Source organism: Colwellia sp. 5_MG-2023, from assembly GCF_030547795.1.
GTDB lineage: Bacteria > Pseudomonadota > Gammaproteobacteria > Enterobacterales > Alteromonadaceae > Colwellia.
Map to the genome: position 1 here is coordinate 256,447 of NZ_JAUOPW010000003.1, position 24,758 is coordinate 281,204.

Sequence of the window (24,758 nt, forward strand, 5' to 3'; positions counted from 1 at the left end):
TCAATATTTATACTGATTGAATTAATATTAATTCAATCAGTTCCATTTAGCTAGAGAAGCAAGAGTTTAACAAAATCATATCATTGAATACTATTTTACTTTTACTTGGCTAAAAACAGCTAAAAACAAAAAAAGAGTATGCTAGCTAGGCTAACATACTCTTTTTCTTATCATTCAAACTCAGTTATTTGATGCTAAACAGCAATACTGCTTACTCACCATCTAAGAAGCTTTTTAACTGCTCTGAGCGCGAAGGATGGCGTAATTTACGTAATGCTTTCGCTTCAATTTGACGAATACGTTCACGTGTTACATCAAACTGCTTACCAACCTCTTCTAAGGTATGATCAGTGTTCATATCAATACCGAAACGCATTCTAAGTACTTTAGCTTCACGAGCTGTTAAACCGGCAAGTACTTCATGGGTAGCGCCTTTAAGGTTCTCTGACGTAGCAGAATCAACAGGTAATTCACCACTACCATCTTCAATAAAGTCACCTAAATGCGAATCTTCATCATCACCAATTGGCGTTTCCATTGAAATTGGCTCTTTAGCTATTTTCAATACCTTACGAATTTTATCTTCAGGCATGATCATGCGTTCAGCTAATTCTTCAGGTGTTGGCTCACGTCCCATTTCTTGTAACATTTGACGAGAAACACGATTTAATTTGTTGATCGTTTCAATCATATGTACTGGTATACGAATTGTTCTCGCTTGGTCGGCAATTGAACGGGTAATTGCTTGACGAATCCACCAAGTTGCATAAGTTGAGAACTTATAACCACGACGATATTCAAACTTATCAACCGCTTTCATCAAACCAATGTTACCTTCTTGAATTAAATCTAAGAACTGTAAACCACGGTTTGTATATTTTTTAGCAATAGAGATAACCAAACGCAAGTTGGCTTCAACCATTTCCTTCTTCGCTCGGCGTGCTTTCGCTTCACCAATTGACATACGGCGGTTGATATCTTTAATACCATGTATATTTAGGTGTGTTTCTTCTTCAATTTGATTCAGTTTGTAGATACAACGTTCAACGTCGTGTTCAATATCAGAAAGCTTAGCTGAGTAGCTATGCCCTGCTGCTTTTTGTTCTTCAAACCAATCTTTTGATGTTTCATTACCTGGGAAGATTTTGATAAAAGTTGTTTTAGGCATACCCGCACCTACAACACAGTGCTTCATGATTAAGCGCTCTTGAACACGTAATCGGTCCATGACACTACGCATGTTCTTCACTAATCTATCAAATAATTTAGGTATTAAACGGAATTCTTTAAATACTTCGGCGACGTCATCAATTGCTTCTTGCGCATCTTTGTGACCACGACCTTTTTTCTCAATAATCTTGTTGGCTACTTCGTACACATCACGCAGAGCCATAAACTTTTCACGTGCTAATTCAGGATCAGGACCGGTATCTTCTTCATCCTCATCTTCATCATCAACATCACTGTCGTCTTTATCTTCATCATCTAAATCTTCTTTTGATAATTCAGATCCAACATGTGTAGCTGCTGCGGCAACTTCTTCGTCTTCGGCATCAGGGTCTAAAAAGCCGACAATAATGTCTGTTAAACGTACTTCTTCCGCTTCAAAGTTATCCCACATTTCCAATAAATAATTGATCGCAGGTGGATATTCAGAAACACTATGTTGTACTTCTTTAATACCTTCTTCGATACGCTTGGCAATAACAATTTCGCCTTTACGTGTCAGTAATTCTACTGTACCCATTTCTCGCATGTACATGCGAACAGGGTCAGTTGTACGGCCAATTTCACTTTCTACGGTTGCTAATGCCTGTGCTGCGGCTTCTGCAGCATCTTCATCGGTATTAGCTTCGCTCATCATTAACGTATCTGCATCAGGGGCATTTTCAAAAACTTGAATTCCCATGTCGTTAATCATGCTAACAATATCTTCGACTTGGTCTGAATCGATAATATCTTGTGGTAGATGATCGTTAACTTGCGCAAACGTTAAATAACCTTGCTCTTTACCTTTGGTTATTAAATCTTTCAATCTAGATTGAGGAGCTTGTTCCATTGACGAGTGTCCACCTATGTCTGGTATATATTACTGTTAAAAAACAATATTGTAAAAATGGGGTAGTAAAAATTGCACAAATAAATTAGGCGGGAGATTATAGCGAGTTTTTCACTCGATTTCCACCATTGAATTCATGTATTAAGTCTCTACTTATTTTTAAATAACAATTCAAATCAACTAAAGTATAGTTACTAAAACCCGTTATGTGTAGCTAGGCGTTAAGTATCGCTTGTAACTCTTGTCTTTCTTGTAATGTTATTTGTTTAACACGTGCTTTTTGTAATAAAAATTCAGTACGTTTTTCAACAAAATCATTCAATAGTTTTTCAATACTATCAAGAAAAACATCAGCAGCAGTTTCAGCAGTAACATGATGTTGCCAACACATTAATTTTGCTAACTGATTACCTGTTTCTGTACCTCGAAAATACTCTAATAACTGTGCCGTTTTTATTTCAGGATTTTGTTGGCATAATTTCAGTAATTGGGTCAATAACTCTATCCCAGGAACTTGTAATGGCGCTAATGCTGAAATATCTCCTAGCTCGTTTACAATATGGGGATGCTCAAGTAGTAATGCAATAGCTAATCTAACCGGTGTTGTTTTTGTAGTGCCCTGCGGTTTTTTAATTTTTTCTTGTTTGTTGATATTTTTAGCTATTTTAGCTAAAAACTGTTCACTACCTGTACCAAAATTATTTGCAATATCATTAATAATTGCATCTTTTAGTACACTATCTGGCATTTTCATTAAGTAAGGTTGAAAAGAATCAACTAACGCAGCCCTACCTTCTAATGAGTTCATTTCAACTTGACTCATTAATTGTTCAACTAAAAATTTAGATAAAGGCATCGCTTCATCTAAAATTTGTTCAAACGCTTTTTGTCCTTTTTTACGGATCAATGAATCAGGATCTTCACCATCGGGTACAAAAACAAATTTTAATGAAAAACCATCACGAATTAATGGTAACGCATTTTCCATCGCTCGCCATGCAGCATCACGGCCTGCTCGATCACCATCGTAGCAACAAATCACTTCTTTTACGGTGCGAAATAAGGTTTGTAATTGCTCTGGTGTAGTTGATGTGCCTAATGAGGCCACAGCATAATCAACGCCATGCTGTGCTAATGCCACAACATCCATATAGCCTTCAACAACAACGAGTCGTTCAAGGTTCTTATTGGCTTGTTTCGCTTCATATAAACCATAGAGCTCTTGGCCTTTATGATAAACACGTGTTTCTGGTGAGTTTAAGTATTTAGGTTTTTCATCACCTAAAACCCGACCACCAAAAGCAATTACTCGGCCGCGTTTATCACGAATAGGAAACATAATACGGCCACGAAATCTGTCATATGGACGGTTTTTATCACCCTGTATTGCCATACCTAAATCAATTAGCTGCTGATTAGCTTTACCTTGCGGAGAAAAAACCTTCATCATGCCATCCCAGGCATCACTAATATAACCAATACCAAAACGCTTAACGACTTCACCACTTAAGCCTCGGCCTTTTAAGTAGTTAATAGCTGTTTCTTTATCTGTTGCTGCTTTTAATTGTTGCTGATAGAAACGGCTAATTTGGTTCATTAACTCGTAATCATCTTGTTTTTGTTGATAAACTTTTTGTTGTTGACGTTGCTCGGCCGGACTCGCATTATTTTCTTCACGAACAACTTCTACACCGCAATGGCTAGCGAGTTCTTCAATAGCATCAACAAAGTCTAAACGGTCAAATTCCATTAAAAATGAAATAGCATTACCGTGTTCACCACAACCAAAACAATGATAAAACTGCTTATCTTGACTGACGGTAAAAGAAGGAGATTTTTCGTTGTGAAAAGGACAGCAAGCTTGATAATTCTTACCCGCTTTTTTTAAGGGAACACGGCCGTCAATTAATTCAACAATATCAGCACGCGCTAATAAGTCATCAATAAATTGTCGAGGGATACGTCCGAGCATACTCATAGTGCTAAATACTTTTCACTGTAAAAACTAAGAAGCGCTCATTATACCCGAGATTCATCTGCCGCTGAAAATTATTTCTTTTTATCTGTCGTAATAACACGAAAAAACACCATTGGATTACGAGGTTTTTCAGGGTAAAAAAGCAGCCCATATGTAGACCGTTTAATACAAAACAATGTAAACAAAAACGTCGTTCTTCAGATCACTTAATACGGAATCTCATGAGGCTGGCAGCATACCGCTTGTGGTCCTGAATCAAGTTCAGGATGAGGGATTTTCAAAAGGTAAGACAAAAAAATACCGCAGTATCAAAGATATTGCGGTATTTAATAATGTAGTACTTGCTAGAATAAATTCTAACCTACGTTAATTTAAGCAATTAAGCTTGAGCGATAACAATCACTTTAACGCTAGTATCAACATCGTTGTGCAAGTGAATAGCGATTTCGAATTCGCCAGTTTCACGGATTGCACCTAATGGTAAACGTACTTCAGCTTTTGTAACTTCAACGCCAGCTTCTGTGATCGCATCAGCGATATCACGAGTACCGATTGAACCGAATAACTTACCTTCTTCACCTGCTTTAGATGCGATAGTTACTTCAGCCAATTCACCAAGTTTAACTGCACGAGCTTCAGCAGTTGCTAAAACTTCAGCTAACTTAGCTTCTAATTCAGCACGACGTGCTTCAAAGTGCTCGATGTTAGCATCTGATGCGAATACTGCTTTACCTTGAGGTAATAAGTAGTTACGTGCATAACCTGATTTAACAGATACCTTGTCACCAAGGCCGCCTAATTTGGCGATTTTGTCTAGAAGAATTACTTCCATAATAAACCCCTTATTAGCTTACTTGTGTAAGTCAGTGTATGGTAACAATGACAAGTAACGAGCACGTTTGATAGCGCGAGTTAGTTGACGTTGGTATTTAGCAGCAGTACCAGTGATACGGCTAGGAACAATTTTACCACTTTCAGTGATATAGTTTTTTAACGTTGCAATATCTTTATAATCTACAGATGTTGCGCCTTCCGCTGTGAAGCGACAAAACTTACGACGTCTAAAAAAACGAGACATAATATTCTCCGAATTGGTTTTATTTGAACATTAACTGTAAAAACAAAACACTAATTAATCATTTCTATATGCTGAGAATGTAATACAAGCAACGGGTTACCGTTTCTTGACTCATGACGGTTAATAAACCCCGTCACTCTTACATTATCCCCAGCAACTAATTCACGAGTTAAGTGTGATAATTCACCCGTAGCTACAACTTGTATTCTGACAAAAGCTTGTCGGTTCATACCCGCTTCATTTTGAATAGACTTGTGGTCCATTGAAAACTGGCTATGAGTAATACCTGCTGGGCTTGTTGATTGCTTTGGAGCTTTCACTACAGAGCCTGTCAACACTAGGCTATTCTCTTGCGAGAGCATCACAAATTACTTATTCTTCGCTAGCAGTTTCTTCTGTAGAAACTTCAGCTGGTGCAGATGCTTCTTCTGTAGAAGCTTCAGTACCTTCAGCTGGCGCAGAAAAATCTTTCTTAACTTCGCGACGGTCTTCTTTAGCAGCAGCCATTGGCGATGCTTCAGTTACCGCGTCTTTAGTACGCATAATCATGTTACGAATAACAACATCGTTATAACGGAAAGCAGTTTCTAGTTCATCAATAACAGATTGTGGCGCTTCAATGTTCATAAGAACATAGTGTGCTTTATGCAATTTATTGATTGGGTATGCTAATTGGCGACGGCCCCAGTCTTCTAGACGGTTGACTTTGCCTTCAGCAGCGTTGATCAAGTCTGTGTAGCGCTGGATCATACCAGGCACTTGTTCACTCTGATCAGGGTGAACCATAAATACGATTTCGTAATGACGCATTACGAGCTCCTTATGGGTTGTAGCCTCATTCTCTGGCTCAGCCAAACACCAGTTGAGGCAAGGAACAAAAAGTTCAGGCTGAATTAAGGATGCGTAGTGTAGAGAAAACAAGCATTTAAAGCAAGTAAAAATACGACTTAATCTCTCTACTTAACATCCTAACGACATTTCAACAGAAGCTATTGATTCCTATAGTTTTTAAGGCGCTCAACCAACATATAGTTCACCGGTATTAATAATAATGTGATAAAAGTAGCGAATAAAATGCCAAAACCTAATGAAACCGCCATTGGAATTAAAAATTGTGCTTGTGTTGATTTCTCAAAAAGCAGCGGCATCAAACCTATGAAAGTCGTTAAACTGGTTAGCATTACCGGTCTAAAACGTGATGCACCAGCCATTAAAACTGCACTCATTAAATCATTTGTTTCTTCGCGCTTTTTATTAATGAAATCTACCAATACTAATGAGTCATTAACAACAACACCAACTAAAGCGAGTAAGCCTAATAAGCTCATAATGCTTAGATCCATGCCCATAATCCAATGCCCTACTACCGCACCAATCATGCCAAATGGGATAATACTCATGACAATTAAAGGCTGTAAATAGGATTTAAATGGAATAGCCAACAACACATAAATAATGAAAAACACAAAAACAAGTGCCCACCCTAAAGAGCTAAAAGATTCTCGCTGCTCTTTTGCTTCACCTTCTAATGAATGCTTAACACCTGGGTATTGGCTAATAAGCTCATCTAAATAAGTTTTTAAATCGGCTTGCAGCACAGTCATATTGGTGTTTGTTTTTTCAACATCAGCCGTAACATTAACGGTTCGATATAAGTCAATACGGTTAATTGTTGACGGACTTTGTCCGGGAATTAAGGTCGCAACATGCGATAATGGTACATTGCCCCCCTGCGGAGTCTTGATTAATATATTTTCTAAGTTTGCAATTGTGCTACGTTCTTCTGCTGGTAAACGCACCATAACTCGAACATCGTCACGACCACGCTGTATACGTTGCACTTCTGCGCCAAAAAAGGCGCTACGCACTTGCTGTGAAATAGCAACACGCGTTAGACCAACCGCTTTTCCTTGCTTCGTTAGCTCTATACGTAACTCTTCTTTACCGTCAGACAAACTATCTTCAATTTCAAACACGGTAGGGTAAGTGCCTAAACGAGTTTTAACTTTATCGGCAACTTCTTGCAATGTTACTAGTGAACTTCCCGTTAATTGTACATCGATTGGACTAGATGAACGACCGGTTTCCGCTCTAAAAGTAAGACTTTCTGCCCCCGGAATTACCCCAATAAGTTCTCGCCACTCTTTAACCAATTCACTCGAGGTGATATCGGAATCTCTTTCTTCTGGAGGTGTAATTTCAAAACGCACACTTCCTGCATTAGAGACACTTCCACGGCCTCCGGTTGTCGCTAATATATTGAGAATAACACTTTTACCAGTTTCTTCGTCGCGGTACTTATCTTGTAAGTCTTCAGCTTTATCAGCAATATCAATAACAAACTTATTGGTCACATCAAAAGGAGTTCCAACCGGAAGCGTTAAATTCATACGAACAGTTTCACTTGGAATGCGTGGAAAAAATATAAATTTAGTCCAGCCACTCATAACCAAAGCAAGAATAATAAAAAACACACCTACAAATAAGCTTAATGTGGTTAACTTATACCTTAATGCAACGGCTAATATTGGTTGATAATAACGTAATATAACCCGCTCAAAACCATCAGCAAAACCACGCTGAAAACGTTCAAATCTACCTGGTTCAGCTTGCTCATGACGTAATTTGATTCCCTTTAAATGTGAAGGTAAAACAAACTTTGATTCAATTAATGAAAAAATTAGTACTGGAATAACCACCACTGGAATTTGAGCAAAGATAGGCCCTCGATTCCCTTCAATAAAAGCAAGAGGTAGAAAGGCAGCAACCGTTGTTAATATACCAAAAGTAACCGGTGTGGCGACCTCTTGTGTTCCGCGAATAGCTGCTTCAGTTCCTGATGAGGAGGTTTGCAGGTGGGTATAGATATTCTCCCCTGTCACAATGGCATCATCTACCACAATCCCCAATACTAAAATAAAGGCAAACAAGCTCATAATATTTAGGGTTATTCCCATAAACGGCATAACAATAAAGGCGCCCATAAAGGACACTGGAATACCCACACATACCCAAATAGCAATAGAAGGTCGTAAAAATAACGACAACAACGCAAAAACTAAAATTAACCCTTGCATTGCGTTTGTTGTTAACGTTGAAATACGTGCTTTTACAATTTCAGAATTATCATCCCAATAACTTAATTCATATCCATAAGGGAGGTTTTCTTGACGACTTTCTATGTAATTTTTAATTTTATCAGCAACATCTGTCGCGCTTTGTTGACCAATACGGTACACATCAATAAAAGCGGCACGTTTACCATTAAAACGTGTTCTGACAGGCGTTTCTTCAAAATCATCTTTAATGGTAGCAATATCATTAAGTGTTAACATTGAGCCGTCACTGTTCGTTTTAATGACTATACGAGCATATTCATCTTTTCGGTAGGCTTGCCCTTTAGAGCGAATAAGAATATCACCACCTTTAGTTTTTATATTTCCTGCAGATATATCGCTACTTGAGTTACTAACAGCCGAAGAAACGTCACTTAAACTCAAATTGTATTGACGTAACTTGTCTTGTGCTATCTCTATTGCTATTTCGTAATCTCTAACACCACTCAACTCAAGTTGAGTAACGCCAGAAATTTGTAATAAATCATCACGGATTTTCTCAGCAAATTCTTTTATTTCTTTCTCACCATAAATACTAGCAATAGTGACAGAAATAACTTCTCTTTTTCGCTCAGCTAAGGAAACTATCGGTTTTTCAGCATCTACAGGAAAAGTATTAATTGCATCAACTCGTGCTTTAATATCTGCTAGCATCTCTCTTGCGTCATAGGCTGAGTCAATTTCAACGGTGACAGATGACGAACCTTCGGAAGAACGACTAGTAATTCGCTCAATACCTTCTAAATCTTGTACAGCTTCTTCAATACGAATCGCAACACCTTGCTCGGCATCTTCAGGGGTTGAGCCACGAAGCGAAACACTAATTGAAATTTGATCCATTGCAAAAGTAGGAAAGACTTCAAGGGGTATTTTGGCTGACAAACTAAATAAACCAAGAAATAAAATGGTTACCATTAATAAATTAGCGGCAACGTGGTTACGAGCAAACCAAGCTATCATTGTTTGCCCTCCTTATTTCTGTTCTTTTTATCACGAGGTTTTCTGTCTTCAGTACCTCGGTTAGCATTTCTCTTTTGTTTATTTACCCCCTTTCTCTTTGGTGGTGTTGCGCCAGCAATTTCAACAGGAGTTCCAGAGCTAACCTGTCCAAGCGGTGTTAACACCAGCACATCTCCCGCAGACAAACCTGATTCAATAATTGCATCTTCATCATTTTGCCAACGAATGGTAATTTCTTTTCTTTGTAATACTGTTTTATCATTTATATTTTCGGCAATATAAACATAACTGCCTTGGTAAATTGAGCTATTAGGAATAACTAACGCTTGCTCTATTGTTTTACCAGCAATCTCGGCATTAACATACTGGCCAATTTTGATAGGCGCTACTTCACTTTTATTATCAACGCCATATGGATCGTCAATTTGTGCGACAATATAAAGCTGCTGAGAGTTGTCATCAATAGCACCTTCGGTGCGAACAATTTCTCCTTGCCAATACTGCTTCCCAATTAAGTCTGACGTAATGCTAACACTAGGCCCTTGTTGTTTATTATTAGAAGAGCGATATTCTTCAGGCAAATCAATAAAACTGAGATCTTTGTTATTAATAGGCAATCTTATTTCTACATAATCAATAGCATAAATATCTGCTAGCTCAGTATTGCTAGTAACAACACGCCCTAAATCAACCTGTTTTTTTAATACGCGTCCTGCAAATGGAGCCACTATTTTAGTACGCTCTAATAATAGTTCTGCTTTTTCTAAATTAGCTTGAGCCGATAATACTTCAGCTTGTGCAGCAGCTAATTGTGGCTCACGTAAAACTAGCGTGTTCGGTTGTGCGCCGTTACCTAAACGTTCCCAGTCAATCAACGCTTGTTTTGCTCTCGCCTCTTCTTCTAGTAACGCTTGTTTTGCTGACAATAGGCTTGATTGGGTGATTTTTACTTCCGCACGGTGATCTCTATCATCAAGCTGTACGAGCACATCTCCTTTTTCAAAAAAACCACCATCCCTAAACTGTTGACTAATTTCATTTATTTCACCCGAGACCTGAGCGACGAGTACACTGCTCGTTCTGGGCTGTACTGTACCAAAACTATTAACAACAACAGAGTATTGTTGTGGCTTTAACGCTATTGTTTCAACGCTAATTTTAGCGACAGGACCACCTTTACCTCGATTAGTTTCTGGCGGATTATCCATAATCATTTGATAAAGGAAATAGGTAGCTACAATAATCACTACAGGAATAATTATTTTTTTAATTGTTGATTGCTTATTTTGCTTATTCATTGATTGACTTGTTGATTCGTTACTTAGTTTAGTCATGCTTATTTTTCCTGCTCTTGTGCTTCTGTCGAAGGTGCTTGCGCAAAATTACCACCAAGGGCAACATGAAGATTTATTCGATTAGCAATTAATTGATTTTTAAGTTGAATTACCGCACTTTGGGCATCGTAAGATCGACTCTGTGCATCAAGCACAGTAATATATTCCACTAAACCACTTTGATACTGTTCAAAAGATAATCGCTGTGCTGCAATCGCATTTTCTTGTGCTTTAATCATCATTTGGTAGCGTTCTTTTAAGCTCGCCTCATAGGTTATTGCATTTTCAACATCTGCAAACGCATCATATAAAGTTGATAAATATTCTTGCTCTGTTTGCTTTAAATCTAAACGGGTTTTCTCTTCATTAGCTTCCAACCTGCCAGCATTAAACAATGGCATAGCTAAGTTACCAAGCAATGACCATCCCAAAGAAGAGGTGGATAACAAATCAGAAATATTCGTTTGATTATCAGATAATGAGGCTGTAAGGCTAATACTTGGAAAGCGTTGTTTGTGCGCATAAGCTAACGCAGAATCTTTAGCAAGTAACTGGTACCAGCTAGCGACTAATTCTGGCTTTCTTGAGACTAAATCACTTGGTAAACCAACAGGAACATCTGAATCAAGCGAAGGTAATTCAGCATCAACAAACAATGCACCTTCAGGATACTGCCCTAACAACTGTTCTAATTTACGTATAGCGAGTGTTTGTTGAGTTCGCTGCTCTGATGTTCTAGAGAGTTCACTATTCACCTCATTTCGCGTTAAATAAACGTCTAATGCGCTGTTTAGTCCTTGTTGATAACCAGATTCAATAATCAATAGATTCTGCTGAATATCCTGACTACGTTGCTGATAAAGTGCTAATAATTTATTGGCTTCTATTACCGAAAACCATGCAGTAATAACATCGGCAACCAGCTGTTGTTTAGCTTGTTCAAATATTGCCTTTTGAGCCATTAATTCTAAATTAGCTTGTCGATTAGCTGCGGATAGTTTTCCCCAAAGATCAAGTTCATACTGTAAATCCAGATCTAAAGAGGCACTTGTATTATAAGTGCTTGTACTATCATCTGATACAGACTTACTGCGACTATTTTTTAATGACAAATCTAATGAGGGCCAAAGTTCACTGCCCGCTATAATCAAATCTTGCTCAAGAATAGCGATGGCCAATGCCTGCTGCTTTAATTGAAAGTTGTTATTTATTGCAATATCAACAAGCTGATGTACTTGCTCATTTTGTAATTGTTCAAACCAATTATCTGCTACGTCGGTTGTTAATAAATTAGCCGACCATTGCGCAGGAGCATTGGATTGACGAAGCTCTTCATCTACATGGTAAGTAGCGCTACACGAAAATAGCATCATACTCACTATTGAGATGTATAGAGGTTTTAGACGGTAACCCATAAACAAAAATCTTAATATTATTAATTATTTTTCTATTCTAATTCAATTATGCTATGAGTTTCTATCTACTTTACATAACATTACACAACGTTGTTATCTTAGTTATACCTCTACAACCTATTGCACCAAATTGGCATTGGAGTGAATTATTCCAGTTAAATTAATGAATAACGCTAAAGTTTGCCATAAAAAAACCATTACCGCTTAATGCTAGTAATGGTTTTAGAGAAAGCTATTGAGCACAGCGAGTAATAATAAGCTTAGCTATATTAGGATAACTTGATGAACGTTAGCTAAGGTTGATTGACTAACTTTTCATATAGCCATGATTACATAGGAATAACTCTATCGTTAATTTTTAAACTCCCTTGTGCAAAGTTGACAATAAAACTCAGCTCATCTTCTTTTAACACAACGTAGCCTTCTTCTATATACAAATCAACCATAGGAGCAACCCCTAGCTCATCAAAAAATGGCATAGGCGCTTTACCTTTAGCATCGACTTTTATCGCTGGTATAATCGACATGATATTTGTAGTATCAAACAAATTTTCATCGATACTAATGTGCATAGACGATGCAATATCACCTTGTTGAGTTTTCACACTAAAATCTTCAACTTCAATAACAGGTTTATCAACTAATAATTTGTCAATTAATGTCGTCAGCCTTTGCATGACATCAGGAGTAAACATGCCAGCACCATCAACAGATATTTCAGCCAAAATAGTGTTAATTTCTTGCATAGCAATAATATTTAAATCGCTAACAAGTAAGGTTAAATTTGCATCTTCTAATTTTTGACCTTCAAATTCTACTTTACCAGCCCTATATTTCATGGTTACTGTCATTAAATCATCGTTTAATGCTGATACCGCGTTAATAAGTATGTCATCAAGTGAAAACACCGCATTATTATCGGTATCTTTCGCAGCAATTGAGTCCAATGAAAAGTCGAATTTACCAGTAGAAATCGCTGTACCTTGGAAATAATCACCTGCAATCAGTGTTTGATCGAGTGAAAATTGAAGCTTACCTAAGGTAAAGCTTTCGTCACTGGTTTTTGCTGTTAAGCCTGACCAGTTAAAATCACCATAAAGTCGTTTACTATCTTCTAAAGTAAAATGTCCAAACGCTTTGGCTGAGGTCACTTTATTACCATCAATTTCTTTGGATACTTCATCAACAACAATGTTAGCAACGACATCTTTAGAAAACGTTAATAAACCACTAAAATGAATTTTATCATTGATAAACGTTTCAATTTCTTCGTCTATTAATAACTCTTTAAAATTAATGCTTGCTTGTGAATAACTTAACGCAAACTCGACTCCTTCATCAGTAAAAATTACTGGGCCAAATGCTAAGTTTTCTTCAACAATAAAACTGATATTTTCTAAGCCTTCATCTTGCAAAGAAATTGTTATTTCAGTTTCAGCTTTTCCAGTAAACCATGATCGGGTAATGCTTGTTGAATTAACAGTAATAGCCTGATTGTCGTTGAGCTTATTAACTACTGATTGATGCTCAGATTCTACGACACTACCAATAAATTTTGGCGAAATTAAGCCAGCAATGATCAGTAATAAAATAATAATAAAGAGTTTTTTCATATAATTAATCCTTGGAGCTATTCCGTTAGATTCAATAAATTGAGTTAAATTTCAAAAAGAGATAATTTTTAAGATGAACGTTGTCTAACCATTTCAAATAAACAAATACCTGTAGCAACAGATACATTTAAACTTGAAACACTACCAGCCATTGGCAGCTTGACTAACTGGTCGCAGTTCTCGCGCGTTAATCTACGCATACCTTTACCTTCAGCGCCCATAACAAGTGCCATAGGACCCGATAATTTCACATCATAAAGACAAGTGTCAGTTTCACCAGCGGTACCAACTATCCATATCCCCATTTGCTGTAAATGTTTCATCGTGCGAGATAAGTTTGTGACTTGAATTAAAGGCACGGTCTCTGCTGCGCCTACAGCAACTTTACGTACTGTAGAGGTTATTTTAGCGGCGTTATCTTTAGGAACAACAATTGCTTGCACACCTGCAGCATCAGCATTTCGTAAACAAGCGCCTAAGTTATGAGGATCAGTTACACCATCTAAAATGAGTAAAAATGGTGGTATCTCACGCTTTTCTGTGGCGCTAATAATATCATCTAAATCATTTTCAGTGAGTACTTTACCCGGTTTTACACGAGCAATAACACCTTGATGTTGTTCACCAACGCTTTTCTCGTCTAGCACACGCCTTTGAACCAATTGCGTGGCAATACCATATTTACGTGCTAAATTGGTGATAGGCAGCAGACGCTCATCATCACGCCCTTTTAATAACCACATTTCAATAAAGCGCTCTGGTGCATGCTTTAACAATGCATTCACTGCATGAATACCAAATACTATTTCTTCATTCTTTGCCATTTCTTTACCTTAATTTCATTTAGCTGTCGCTTAATAGACAGCTTAATGGTATTTATTTCTTTACTGCGTTCTTACGAGCATTTTTACCTGGACGTTTTTTACGCTCGCTGCGCTTTTTAGCTTTGGACTTAACTTTCGATTTATCTTTCGTGTCAGTTGAAGGTTTTTTGGTGCTTTTAGCACTAGGTTTACGCTTACCTTTAGCTTTTAGCGCACCTTTTTTTACTGCGCTACTACCTTCCATAGCAAGATCGATTTTCTTTTCATCTAAATTTACTGCTGCCACTTGTACTGTAACTACATCACCAACACGGTATTTAACACCTGATTTTTCACCAGTTAAGCACATGCGTACATCATCATAATGATAGTAGTCTTGACCTAAAGAGGTGATATGAACTAAACCTTCAATATGTAATTCATGTAAACGAACAAACATACCAAAATTAGTTACCGTGCTAATTACACCATTAAAACTATCACCAACATGATCTTGCATAAACTCACATTTAAGCCAATCACTTACGTCACGTGTTGCTTCATCAGCTCTACGTTCAGTCATAGAGCAATGTTCACCTAGCTCAATAACTTCTGCAAGCTTATAATCATAAGCGCCTGCATTAGCTTCTTTTGTTGCTTGATCTTGTGCTTCTTTAAGTAAAATGCTTTTAATTACTCTGTGCACAACTAAGTCAGGGTAACGCCTAATAGGTGAAGTAAAATGACTATAAGACGCTAAAGCTAAACCAAAATGACCTAAATTATCACTCTGATAAACTGCTTGTCTCATTGAGCGAAGTAACATGGTTTGAATGAGCTCTTGATCAGGTCGTTCTGCAACTTTAGTCAAAATATCACAATAGTCTCTTGGTTCAGGTTGATCTCTTTTAGGTATAGTAATGCCGAGTTCAGATAAATAACTGACAAAATTATTATATTTCTCTTCACTCGGTTTATCATGTACTCGAAATAAGCCCGGTTTATTATGTTTTTCAATAAATTTAGCCGTAGAAACATTGGCTAAAATCATACATTCTTCAATAATTTTATGCGCGTCGTTGCGAATAAGTGGTACAACACTTTCAATTTTTTTATCTTTATTAAACAGAAATAATGACTCTTCTGTTTCAAAAGCAATGGCACCACGTTTAGTGCGCGCATCACTTAATGCTAAGTACATACTTTTTAAATTTTCTAAATCCGGTACCAATGCAGAATACTGTTCTCGAAGGTTTCGGCCTTCCATAGCTTCTACACCGTCATTATCTTTGGCATCAAGTATTGCGGCAACTTTACTGTAAGTAAAACGTGCATGTGAACGCATGACTGCAGGATAAAATTGGCTACCTGTAAGCTCACCATCACTACTTACGGTCATTTCACAGACCATGCAAAGTCGATCAACGTCTGGGTTTAAAGAACACAAACCATTTGATAATTTTTCCGGTAGCATAGGAATAACTTGGCTAGGAAAGTATACTGAATTACCACGCGAAATAGCTTCATCATCTAACGCACTGCCATGGCGAACATAATAACTAACATCAGCTATAGCAACCCATAAACGCCAACCACCAGATTTTTCAGGTTGACAATAAACAGCATCATCGAAATCTCGTGCATCTTCACCATCGATAGTAACCAGTGGTAATTCTCGTAAATCTTTACGCGGTAATTTCGCTGACTCTTCAACTTCATCAGCAATGGTAGCGACTTCAGCTTCTACTGTATGAGAAAATTGATGGGGTAAATCATGGGCGCGTAACGCTATTTCTATTTCCATACCAGGTGCCATATGGTCACCTAAAACTTCAATAACATTACCAATCGCTTTTGAGCGTTTTGTCGGTCTTTGTGCTAATTCAACTACTACCATTTGACCATGACGAGCCCCTAACCGGGCTTTTGGATCAATTAATATTTCTTGCTTTATCTTGCTATCTTCAGGCACAACACTGCAAATATGCTGCTGAACATTAAAACGACCTACAATTGGTGCTTTTCTAGGTTCAATAACATCTAGAATTTTAACTTCTTTCTTACCTTTTCTATCAGTACGTTCAACCAATATAGCTTGAACAATATCACCGTGAAATACTCGTTGCATTTCATAAGTCGAAATATAAAAGTCTTTGCCACGCTTGTCTGGTGACGTTGATTTTAGATCTGCATCATCGACGACAAGGAAACCGAAACCATCACGATGGCTTAACACCTGCCCTGTTAACAAGCTATTTTTTGCCGGAATAGCGTACTGTTTAAACTTATTAAAAATTAACTGTCCGCTATTTTCCATTGCTCGAAGTCGTCGCTTCAAACCTACCAGCAGATGATCTTCTTGGTAATTTAATGTTTTAGCTAAGGTATTAAAGGTAGGTGGCGGTGAGCATTTTTCAATGATAGATAATAGCAGCTCACGTGAAGCCACTGGCTTTTCGTATTTTTTTGCTTCACGTTTAGCATGGGGATCGTTTAGGGTCACAATAATGGATTACTTGTTATAAATAGAATAGAAATTAATTGTAGGTGAGTATACCATAAACTTTACAATCACAAGATAGAAAGTAAAAAGTTGATGTAACTAGGTGTTTTTAATTTTTTAAGTTCACCTAAAATATTATTGCTAATTTGTGTAGTCAGCTTTTTTAGCAGCATTAACTACCTTATCAGGCATTTTCGTCGCTAATTGTTTTTTTAGTTGGGTTATTTTCTTATAAACAGCTTTATCGTCAGTAATTGCATGGTGAAGTTGAGAATATAATTCAGGGTAATCTAATGGGCTACCATAACCTTGATTGTAGATACCAGCTAAACGCATTTGAGCAGCAAGATTATTCATAGAAGCGGCTGCTTTTAGAAAACTAATTGCTTGATCGATATCCTTCTGCATAAATCTTCCGATATGATAATAGCGCCCCATTTGTTCAAGACCTTCAATTAAACCTTGATTTGCAGCTAAGCGCATAAAATGTAGACCTAACTCAATATCTTTTTTTACGCATACACCATAAGCTAGCATATCCCCCCACAAAAACTGATAAGAAGGCATTTTAGATATTACCGCTCTTGCTTCAATGTCTTGCACTAATTGACACTCATCTAAAACCACTTGCCCTAAATGTTTATTTTCTTTAATAAGATCTAACAGTTGATCATCAGTATAAATTTGTACAGCTGTTAAATTTTCTCCGTGTGCCAGCGGTGTTAAAAAGCACATAAAAATAAAAAGAAGAAGTACACGCATATTATAATCCTAAAATAGTAGGCAAGAAACACTCACCTTAAAGTTATCGGCAAGAGACGACAAAACTAAATAGTTATTTGCATAAGAATTAACAATTAAAATAGCAGATAACGTTCATTAATTTAACCTTTAACACGTTTGGGTATTAATTTATAACAACATATGAATTGTGAAATAGTAAAAAACTAGCTAGTATCAGAAAAAGAATAAAAAACCTTCTTTAGTGTAATGAATTGGCTTAGAACTAAATGATTATAGAAATACAACTTAGTGAGTTAAATGTTGGTCACTTTGTCACGGATATTGCCAAGCAAAATGGAACATTTACATTAAGCGCGCCTGGACATATAAAAAGCATTAATGTAATTAATAATTTAAGAAGTAAGCAGGTTATATCTGTATTTATCGATGATAGCAAAACCCTGCCTCCTCCCAGCAAAACTAGGGCTGAAATCAGCGCAGAAGCAAAACAAGCTGTCGAAATATTTAATGAGTCGAAAGACATTCAAAAAAAACTATTTGCTGCGGCCTTAAATGGTACAACAGTTGATTTACAATCAGTTGTTGATGTTACTAATAAGTCGGTCGATGCCATTTTCAATAGTCCAGACTCTTTAGCCTGCATGGTAAATATTCGCGAAAAAGACGAATACTTACTAGAGCACTCTGTTGCCGTCTCGGTTTACATGACTATTTTTGCTCACCACTTAAAAATGAATAAAAAAGTTGTCCATCATCTTAGCATTGGCGCTTTTTTACATGATATTGGTAAAATAAAAATTCCTGACGAAATATTAAATAAGCCAGGTAAGTTAACTGATGAAGAGTTTACTATCATGAAAACACATGCCAACCACTCTATTGACATCATCAAGAAAACCCCAGGCATTAGTAAACTAAGTTTAGACGTTGCAGCGTTACACCATGAGAAATTAAATGGTGAAGGTTACCCATTTCAAGTTGAGGGCAAAAATATTCACAAATATGGCCGCATGATTGCAATTTGCGACATCTTTGATGCATTAACCGCAAACCGTTGCTATAAAGATGGTTTCTCCCACATCAAATCATTCAATATTTTGCGTGAACTGGCTAAAAACAATCATCTTGATGGTGAGTTAGTCGAACAATTTATTCGATGTATTGGTGTGTTCCCTACGGGAACACTTGTACAATTAGAATCTAAAAAGCTTGCTGTAGTCGAGCAACGTAATTGCAATGATTTAACAAAACCTAAAGTAAAATCTTTCTATAGTGTAAAGTTAAATCAATACCTGAATACCCAAGATATTGACTTAGCAAAAACGGATGATTTCATTGTTAAAGGCGTCAGGGCTGAGGACTTTGATCTTGATATGAACACTATAATTACCATGCTATTAATGGAAGGTTGATTTTTATAGTCTATCAAGCTTAAAATCAATACGCTTAACTGAAAAGTTAAACGTAATTAAAAAGTTAATATGCAAGTTCATTGATGATCGCATCCTTAACTTCATCATTTGTACTAACAGGTATTACGGATATGTCTGACACAAAAATAGCATTAGAGCGCAAATTAGCGAGTCTAATTGAAAATTCACGTATTAATGCAGATATAGCCCAAAAACTTTTTGAAATTGAAGCGCAAATATTACGTTGCAAAACAAGCCAAGAGCTTTTATTTGAGCTGTTAGCGTCGATAAAAGATAAGTTTGACTTAAGTGGTATTTGCTTGTTATTGGCCGAACCAACACCAATCAGCTATTTACTTAGCGGTAATATGCAATCAAGTTGGCATAAAGAAAACAGCAAAAATATTGCGATTGATTTATTGCAACAATTACACCCTAAACGAAAACCACTGCTGACTAATGATCTACTTCTTATAAAAAAAATACTCCCTATAAACCTGGCCGAACAAACAAAATCGATCGCTTTAGTGCCTTTAATCATTGAAGATAAGTTATTTGGCAGTTTAGTTTTTACTGACAATGAAAAAACACGCTTTCGACCGAACTTAGGCACTTTGCATTTAGAACAACTCGCAGTAAAAGTAAGTTTATGTTTATCTAATGCATTGATTAGAGAGCAGCTAGAATATATGGCTCATTACGATAGACTAACGGGGCTTGCCAACCGTCGGCTTATGGAAGATTCAATCAATGAAGAGTTAACACGTCAACGTCGATATAATGTTCCTTTCTCAATATTGTTTATCGATTGTAATAAATTCAAAGAAATCAATGATACTTATGGACATGATTGTGGTGATAAAGTACTCACTTATGTCGCGACACAATTAAAAGAATTAATACGTGAAAATGATAAATGCTTTAGATATGCAGGAGATGAGTTTGTGATTACTTTAGCAAGCCAGCCATACAAGGAAGCATTATTAGCATGTAAGCGGTTAACTGAATTTTTCCAAAATAACCCGATGCCTTATCAAGGTTTGCATTTACCTATTACCATTAGCTGTGGAGCTGCCGCTAGTGATGGAATAAAAACAATGGAAGAGTTACTAAAACAAGCTGATGAGCAATTATATATGCATAAGAAAACAGGGGTAATTCTTTGATAAGTCTATAAGCATAGACTTATCGTTATAATGTAGATTGGCTTAAATAGAGAAAGACGAACCACAGCCACAGGTAGTTGATGCATTTGGGTTATTCACAACAAAACGGCTACCTTCTAAACTTTCTAGGTAATCAACTTCACCATCAACCAAGTATTGTAAACTCATTGGATCAATAACCATAGTGACACCTTGTTTTTCTATAGTCATATCACCTTCGTTTATTTTTTCATCGAAGGTAAAGCCGTATTGAAAACCAGAACAACCACCACCAGTAACATAAACTCTTAGCTTAAGTTCTGGGTTTTCTTCTTCTGTAATTAACGATAGTACTTTACTCGCTGCCGAATCGGTAAATTTAATAGGTAATTCTGGTGTTGAGATAGGATCAGACATGAAACTCTACTTTTATTTTAAAAGGGGACTGTAAACCAAGGTAATAATACTAAGTCTATTATGCTACTTTCTCACTCTCTTGCAAGAAAGTTTATAGTGTATCTATTATCTTAAGCTTGACTAATTTAGTCAAGTATTATTGCTTTATTATTGTATGCGCCAAGAGAGTGTTTTATCAAGCTTATGATATTTTTGCCACTTGGCTTTTGCTAACATGGCAAACAGTTGTATTTTCTCAGGAATAAATTTTTATGGCAATGCAAACATTCCTTCGATAACGTGAAAATATTTCAAACTAAATAATATTTTTCCTTATTTTCGTGGAAATACCTGCAAATGTTAACTTATCTAGGTTTATTATTTGCTGTTATTTTTACCTTATCAATAATTACGCTATCGGTTTTATTGTGACACCATCACTTGTTGATAACATACTAATGGCTTAACGGCCAGTTCAGCCTCTAAAATATTAGCAGCTTCAATTTGGCTTACTGCTTGTTGATATAACTCTGCTAGGTGAGATTTTTTCTAATATTCTCGTTTGAAAATCAGGATATAAATGCCGATTTAACAGGCCTTCTCTACTTAGTGGCAATGGTTAGATTTATTTTTGCTAAGCAATTCATTTGTAACGTACAATAACCTTAAAGAATTAAACTTATTGGTAATTTATTTACTAAAACGATATCGATAAATGCTATCTACAAAACAAAGAAGCCCACTTTTTAACCATGAGCTATATTAGCACAATCAGAAAAAACTTAGCGTTACCCAAGACTTCATGGCAAATTTGTATACTTGCCATTGTCGGAGGTTTTGCGTCAGCACTCTTAGTGATTTTATTTACCTTAACCACAGAGCAAATCCAACAGCTCTATTTGGTTAAGCGCGATAATTATATCACCTTAGATGGGGTAAGTCGTTTTGACTTACCCATTATAGGTGCAATTATCATTCTACTTTTTGGTTGGCTAACGGGGTATAAATACTTAAGAACAGGTATCCCATTTGTGCTACATCGACTAAAGGTTGCCCATGGTGTTATTCCTTTTAAAAATACACTGAATCAATTTTTTGGCAGCGCTGTAGCGCTTGCATCAGGTTTTTCTGTTGGACGTGAAGGACCTGCTGTACATCTAGGCGCTGCGGCCAGTAGTTATGTAGGAAGTGTATTGAAGCTACCATATAACAGTATTCGTATTTTATGTGCTTGTGGTATTGCTGCGGGTATTTCAGCAACATTTAACACCCCTATTGCCGCAGTACTCTTTGTAATGGAAGTCATTATGAGGGAGTATAAAGTTCATATATTTATCCCTGTGATGTTGGCGTCTTTAGTCGGTTCATTAGTAACTCGAAGTGTTTTTGATGTATCTCAAGACTTTGAATATTTTCATAAAATAGAGTTAATACCACAACATTATATTCCTTTGATCATTCTAGGTGTTTTACTAGGAACACTAGCAGCCGCCTTTAACAAAACCTTAATTGGCGTAATAAAACATAGTAATAAATATCATATTGTACCAAGACTGCTTTTAGCTGCGGTAATCACTGGCGCTTTAGGTTATTTTGTCCCTGGTGCTATGGGTGTTGGTATTGGCGCTATTGATATTTCATTTACCAATGACTGGCAAGTAGGGTTATTAATCAGTCTTTTATTAGCTAAATTCTTAATGACTACATTTGCATTAGGTTTAGGCATTCCTGGTGGCGTTATTGGACCAATTATTAGCATTGGCGCGATTACAGGAGCATTAGGTGGTGCGCTAGTAACACAATTTTTACCTGGCGAACATATCGGTAATGACTTTATTTTAATGGGAATGGCGGGATTTATGGCAGCCAGCTTAAATGCGCCGATAGCTGCATTACTAGCAGTAGTTGAATTATCTGGTCAATTAGAAATAATTTTACCTGCCATGATAGTTATTACTATCTCTAGTATTATTTCTGGCCAATTATTTAAAAATCGCTCAGTATTTACTATGCAGCTTGATATTCAAGGTTTACTTTATCGTAAACCGCCTATTGAAAAAACCTTACAAAAAATTGGCGTGCTCGGTTTGATGATAAAAAAAATAGAATATACCCAGCAAGCTTCTATCAAGGCTATCGCCGGCATTATGTTAACTGTTGATAATAAAACGCCTGTAGTTAATAAAACCGTTAAAAAGGTAATGAAGAACAAACAAGTGATTGACGAAGTTAATTATCATTGGGCTGAGTTTAACGAGGATATACCATTAGTGACCATCCCGTTACATGACGATGCGCAATCAGAACACCATACGTCTGAATATCAAGTATCAGAGAAAATGACATTACATCAACTGATTCCTTTATCGCATCAAGCAACCTTAGCTGAAGCTTATTTACTACTGGTTAAAAAGCGCTGTGGTGGCGTCTATATTTACCAAGAAAATATAAATAATATGATTGGTATGGTAACCTTTGAACAAATTAGACAATACCTAGTTCACGGCAAATTAATTGCTGGGGTATTACCACCATATGTTGATGAAAAAGAATCAGTATTTGAAAGGAAGAATGATTCATGAATGAATTTTTAGCGAGCAATATTCTCTGGTTTAAAGCCTTACATGTTTTTTTTATGGTCGCTTGGTTTTCCGGTATATTTTACTTACCTCGACTATTTGTAAATCATGCAGAAACAACCACTGAGTCAGTATCACAACAACTAAAAGGAATGGAGAAACGTTTACTTTACTTTGTCACGCCTTTTGCCATATTAACGATAGTGCTTGGCTTAATATTAATTTATACCTACGGCGCTCATTGGTTTGCTGCTGCCAAGTGGCTGCATATAAAACTTACTTTCGTTATTCTTCTGGTGATTTATCACGGTTATTGCTTTAAATTGGTAAATACCTTCCAGCAAGATAAAAATACGCGACCAGGCAAGTTTTATCGAATATTTAACGAGATACCTGTATTCATGTTGCTAGCTGTCATCATTTTGGCGTATGTTAAACCGTTTTATGGGTAGTATTATCTAAAACAATTAAAGCGAAATAGCTTGATATAACATTCTAAGTTTTGTCAATTTATGCTATATTTCTGCAAATTTTTCGTGATTCATTAATTAACGGCTAGACTTCTCAAAATGATGAAATTCCAAGGTAATCACATACTTTCAGTATCCCAATTTGATCGTGACGCAATTGCAAAGATACTCGACGTATCAGCACAAATGGCACCTTATGCTGCGCGCCAAAAGCGTTGCACTGTGCTTGATGGCGCTATTTTAAGCAATCTTTTTTTTGAAGCAAGCACCCGAACACGTGTTAGCTTTGGTACGGCTTTTAACTTACTAGGCGGCTTTGTTCGTGAAACTGTCGGCCAAGAAAATTCATCATTAAGTAAAGGTGAATCATTGCTTGATACCGCTCAAGTTATAAGTGGTTATAGCGATGTTATTGCCATGCGCCACCCACAAATGCATTCTGTTGAGCAGTTTGCACAAGGTAGTACTGTTCCGGTAATTAATGGTGGTGATGGGGCTAATGAGCACCCAACACAAGCATTATTGGACTTATTCACCATACAGTCTGAAATGATGCATTATCAAAAAGGGTTAGATAACCTTGATATAGTATTGATGGGTGACTTAAAACACGGTCGCACAGTACATTCTTTATCGAAACTACTCAGTCTTTACAATAACGTTAAAGTCACTATGGTATCTCCAACTGCACTACAAATGCCGGACAGTGTTGTTTCTGCTTTAGAAAATGCAGGTCATCAAGTCGTGATTACGGATACCATGGCAGGCAATTTATCTTGCGACGTTATTTACCAAACTCGTATTCAACAAGAGCGCTTTGCCAGTAAAGATGAAGCCGATTTATATCGTGGACATTTCAGTTTAAACAAAAGCGTTTATCAAAAGTATTGCCGTGAAAATACGGTTATTATGCACCCTCTACCAAGAGATTCTCGCCCCGAGGCCAATGAACTCGACATTGATTTAAATGATTTAGACAGCCTAGCGATTTTTAGACAAGCACAAAATGGTGTTTTAGTAAGAATGGCACTATTTGCGTTAACTTTAGGTGTTGAGGATCAACTAACGCAATATGAAAAAAGCGTAAACTGGCACACAAATAAACGCTAATTAACAAATTTTATGAATGGCACCTTGTCCATGCAAGGCCATC

Annotated in this window: 19 protein-coding genes; 5 read left to right on the forward strand and 14 right to left on the reverse strand. The window is 36.8% G+C overall.

The window, feature by feature from the left end; translation table 11 throughout:
• Positions 1-211: 211 nt before the first annotated feature.
• The 13 genes from rpoD to Q4496_RS04260 all read right to left on the reverse strand — a co-directional run bounded on the left by rpoD (position 212) and on the right by Q4496_RS04260 (position 17,621).
• Positions 212-2,059, reverse strand: a complete 1,848-nt coding sequence (gene rpoD / locus Q4496_RS04200; protein WP_215972236.1) for an RNA polymerase sigma factor RpoD — start codon at positions 2,057-2,059, stop codon at positions 212-214.
• Between the two features lie 214 nt (positions 2,060-2,273).
• Entirely contained in the window at positions 2,274-4,031 is a 1,758-nt protein-coding gene (dnaG, locus tag Q4496_RS04205; RefSeq protein WP_303609999.1) for a DNA primase, read from the reverse strand.
• 385 nt (positions 4,032-4,416) lie between these two features.
• Positions 4,417-4,869 (reverse strand): 50S ribosomal protein L9, encoded by a 453-nt coding sequence (gene rplI, locus Q4496_RS04210; RefSeq protein WP_215972237.1) that lies wholly within the window; start codon positions 4,867-4,869, stop codon positions 4,417-4,419.
• Positions 4,870-4,887: 18 nt separating this feature from the next.
• Positions 4,888-5,115, reverse strand: coding sequence for a 30S ribosomal protein S18 (gene rpsR / locus Q4496_RS04215; RefSeq protein WP_159821572.1), 228 nt, complete (start codon positions 5,113-5,115; stop codon positions 4,888-4,890).
• Positions 5,116-5,165: 50 nt separating this feature from the next.
• Positions 5,166-5,477, reverse strand: coding sequence for a primosomal replication protein N (gene priB / locus Q4496_RS04220; RefSeq protein ID WP_215972238.1), 312 nt, complete (start codon positions 5,475-5,477; stop codon positions 5,166-5,168).
• Between the two features lie 10 nt (positions 5,478-5,487).
• The gene (gene rpsF / locus Q4496_RS04225; RefSeq protein ID WP_215972239.1) at positions 5,488-5,925 is read right to left on the reverse strand and encodes a 30S ribosomal protein S6; all 438 of its coding nucleotides are present in this window, start codon (positions 5,923-5,925) and stop codon (positions 5,488-5,490) included.
• 179 nt (positions 5,926-6,104) lie between these two features.
• Positions 6,105-9,191 (reverse strand): efflux RND transporter permease subunit, encoded by a 3,087-nt coding sequence (locus Q4496_RS04230; protein ID WP_303601450.1) that lies wholly within the window; start codon positions 9,189-9,191, stop codon positions 6,105-6,107.
• Positions 9,188-10,489, reverse strand: a complete 1,302-nt coding sequence (locus Q4496_RS04235; protein ID WP_215972301.1) for an efflux RND transporter periplasmic adaptor subunit — start codon at positions 10,487-10,489, stop codon at positions 9,188-9,190. The genes Q4496_RS04230 and Q4496_RS04235 overlap by 4 nt, the downstream gene beginning before the upstream one ends.
• A gap of 38 nt (positions 10,490-10,527) precedes the next feature.
• A complete protein-coding gene (locus Q4496_RS04240; RefSeq protein WP_215972241.1) occupies positions 10,528-11,898 on the reverse strand; it encodes an efflux transporter outer membrane subunit in 1,371 nt (456 codons plus the stop codon).
• A gap of 371 nt (positions 11,899-12,269) precedes the next feature.
• Positions 12,270-13,553 (reverse strand): DUF945 family protein, encoded by a 1,284-nt coding sequence (locus Q4496_RS04245; RefSeq protein WP_215972242.1) that lies wholly within the window; start codon positions 13,551-13,553, stop codon positions 12,270-12,272.
• 68 nt (positions 13,554-13,621) lie between these two features.
• On the reverse strand, positions 13,622-14,377 hold the full coding sequence (gene rlmB, locus Q4496_RS04250) for a 23S rRNA (guanosine(2251)-2'-O)-methyltransferase RlmB (RefSeq protein ID WP_215972243.1): 756 nt from the start codon (positions 14,375-14,377) through the stop codon (positions 13,622-13,624).
• A gap of 52 nt (positions 14,378-14,429) precedes the next feature.
• Positions 14,430-16,859, reverse strand: a complete 2,430-nt coding sequence (gene rnr, locus Q4496_RS04255) for a ribonuclease R (RefSeq protein ID WP_303609979.1) — start codon at positions 16,857-16,859, stop codon at positions 14,430-14,432.
• A gap of 141 nt (positions 16,860-17,000) precedes the next feature.
• The gene (locus Q4496_RS04260) at positions 17,001-17,621 is read right to left on the reverse strand and encodes a tetratricopeptide repeat protein (RefSeq protein ID WP_215972245.1); all 621 of its coding nucleotides are present in this window, start codon (positions 17,619-17,621) and stop codon (positions 17,001-17,003) included.
• 248 nt (positions 17,622-17,869) lie between these two features.
• Here Q4496_RS04260 and Q4496_RS04265 point away from each other — a divergent pair, with 248 nt between their 5' ends.
• Both Q4496_RS04265 and Q4496_RS04270 read left to right on the forward strand, forming a co-directional pair.
• A complete protein-coding gene (locus Q4496_RS04265; RefSeq protein ID WP_215972246.1) occupies positions 17,870-19,015 on the forward strand; it encodes an HD-GYP domain-containing protein in 1,146 nt (381 codons plus the stop codon).
• Positions 19,016-19,098: 83 nt separating this feature from the next.
• On the forward strand, positions 19,099-20,181 hold the full coding sequence (locus Q4496_RS04270) for a DUF484 family protein (protein WP_215972247.1): 1,083 nt from the start codon (positions 19,099-19,101) through the stop codon (positions 20,179-20,181).
• A gap of 42 nt (positions 20,182-20,223) precedes the next feature.
• On the opposite strand, the gene erpA is transcribed toward Q4496_RS04270, so the two are convergent.
• The gene (gene erpA / locus Q4496_RS04275) at positions 20,224-20,565 is read right to left on the reverse strand and encodes an iron-sulfur cluster insertion protein ErpA (RefSeq protein ID WP_354668413.1); all 342 of its coding nucleotides are present in this window, start codon (positions 20,563-20,565) and stop codon (positions 20,224-20,226) included.
• A gap of 743 nt (positions 20,566-21,308) precedes the next feature.
• On the opposite strand from erpA, the gene Q4496_RS04280 reads away from it, so the two are divergent.
• The 3 genes from Q4496_RS04280 to Q4496_RS04290 all read left to right on the forward strand — a co-directional run bounded on the left by Q4496_RS04280 (position 21,309) and on the right by Q4496_RS04290 (position 24,715).
• Positions 21,309-23,138, forward strand: a complete 1,830-nt coding sequence (locus Q4496_RS04280) for a chloride channel protein (RefSeq protein WP_215972248.1) — start codon at positions 21,309-21,311, stop codon at positions 23,136-23,138.
• On the forward strand, positions 23,135-23,587 hold the full coding sequence (locus Q4496_RS04285; protein ID WP_215972249.1) for a CopD family protein: 453 nt from the start codon (positions 23,135-23,137) through the stop codon (positions 23,585-23,587). Before Q4496_RS04280 ends, Q4496_RS04285 begins: the two co-directional genes overlap by 4 nt.
• Before the next feature lie 117 nt (positions 23,588-23,704).
• Positions 23,705-24,715, forward strand: a complete 1,011-nt coding sequence (locus Q4496_RS04290) for an aspartate carbamoyltransferase (protein WP_215972250.1) — start codon at positions 23,705-23,707, stop codon at positions 24,713-24,715.
• The last annotated feature ends 43 nt before the right edge of the window (positions 24,716-24,758 follow it).

Bases quoted from the DNA above. Each gene is read 5' to 3' on its own strand.
- rpoD (WP_215972236.1), bottom strand. From the start codon at position 2,059: ATGGAACAAGCTCCTCAATCTAGATTGAAAGATTTAATAACCAAAGGT.
- dnaG (WP_303609999.1), bottom strand. From the start codon at position 4,031: ATGCTCGGACGTATCCCTCGACAATTTATTGATGACTTATTAGCGCGT.
- rplI (WP_215972237.1), bottom strand. From the start codon at position 4,869: ATGGAAGTAATTCTTCTAGACAAAATCGCCAAATTAGGCGGCCTTGGT.
- rpsR (WP_159821572.1), bottom strand. From the start codon at position 5,115: ATGTCTCGTTTTTTTAGACGTCGTAAGTTTTGTCGCTTCACAGCGGAA.
- priB (WP_215972238.1), bottom strand. From the start codon at position 5,477: ATGCTCTCGCAAGAGAATAGCCTAGTGTTGACAGGCTCTGTAGTGAAA.
- rpsF (WP_215972239.1), bottom strand. From the start codon at position 5,925: ATGCGTCATTACGAAATCGTATTTATGGTTCACCCTGATCAGAGTGAA.
- Q4496_RS04230 (WP_303601450.1), bottom strand. From the start codon at position 9,191: ATGATAGCTTGGTTTGCTCGTAACCACGTTGCCGCTAATTTATTAATG.
- Q4496_RS04235 (WP_215972301.1), bottom strand. From the start codon at position 10,489: ATGAATAAGCAAAATAAGCAATCAACAATTAAAAAAATAATTATTCCT.
- Q4496_RS04240 (WP_215972241.1), bottom strand. From the start codon at position 11,898: ATGATGCTATTTTCGTGTAGCGCTACTTACCATGTAGATGAAGAGCTT.
- Q4496_RS04245 (WP_215972242.1), bottom strand. From the start codon at position 13,553: ATGAAAAAACTCTTTATTATTATTTTATTACTGATCATTGCTGGCTTA.
- rlmB (WP_215972243.1), bottom strand. From the start codon at position 14,377: ATGGCAAAGAATGAAGAAATAGTATTTGGTATTCATGCAGTGAATGCA.
- Q4496_RS04260 (WP_215972245.1), bottom strand. From the start codon at position 17,621: ATGCGTGTACTTCTTCTTTTTATTTTTATGTGCTTTTTAACACCGCTG.
- Q4496_RS04265 (WP_215972246.1), top strand. From the start codon at position 17,870: ATGATTATAGAAATACAACTTAGTGAGTTAAATGTTGGTCACTTTGTC.
- Q4496_RS04270 (WP_215972247.1), top strand. From the start codon at position 19,099: ATGATCGCATCCTTAACTTCATCATTTGTACTAACAGGTATTACGGAT.
- Q4496_RS04280 (WP_215972248.1), top strand. From the start codon at position 21,309: ATGAGCTATATTAGCACAATCAGAAAAAACTTAGCGTTACCCAAGACT.
- Q4496_RS04285 (WP_215972249.1), top strand. From the start codon at position 23,135: ATGAATGAATTTTTAGCGAGCAATATTCTCTGGTTTAAAGCCTTACAT.
- Q4496_RS04290 (WP_215972250.1), top strand. From the start codon at position 23,705: ATGATGAAATTCCAAGGTAATCACATACTTTCAGTATCCCAATTTGAT.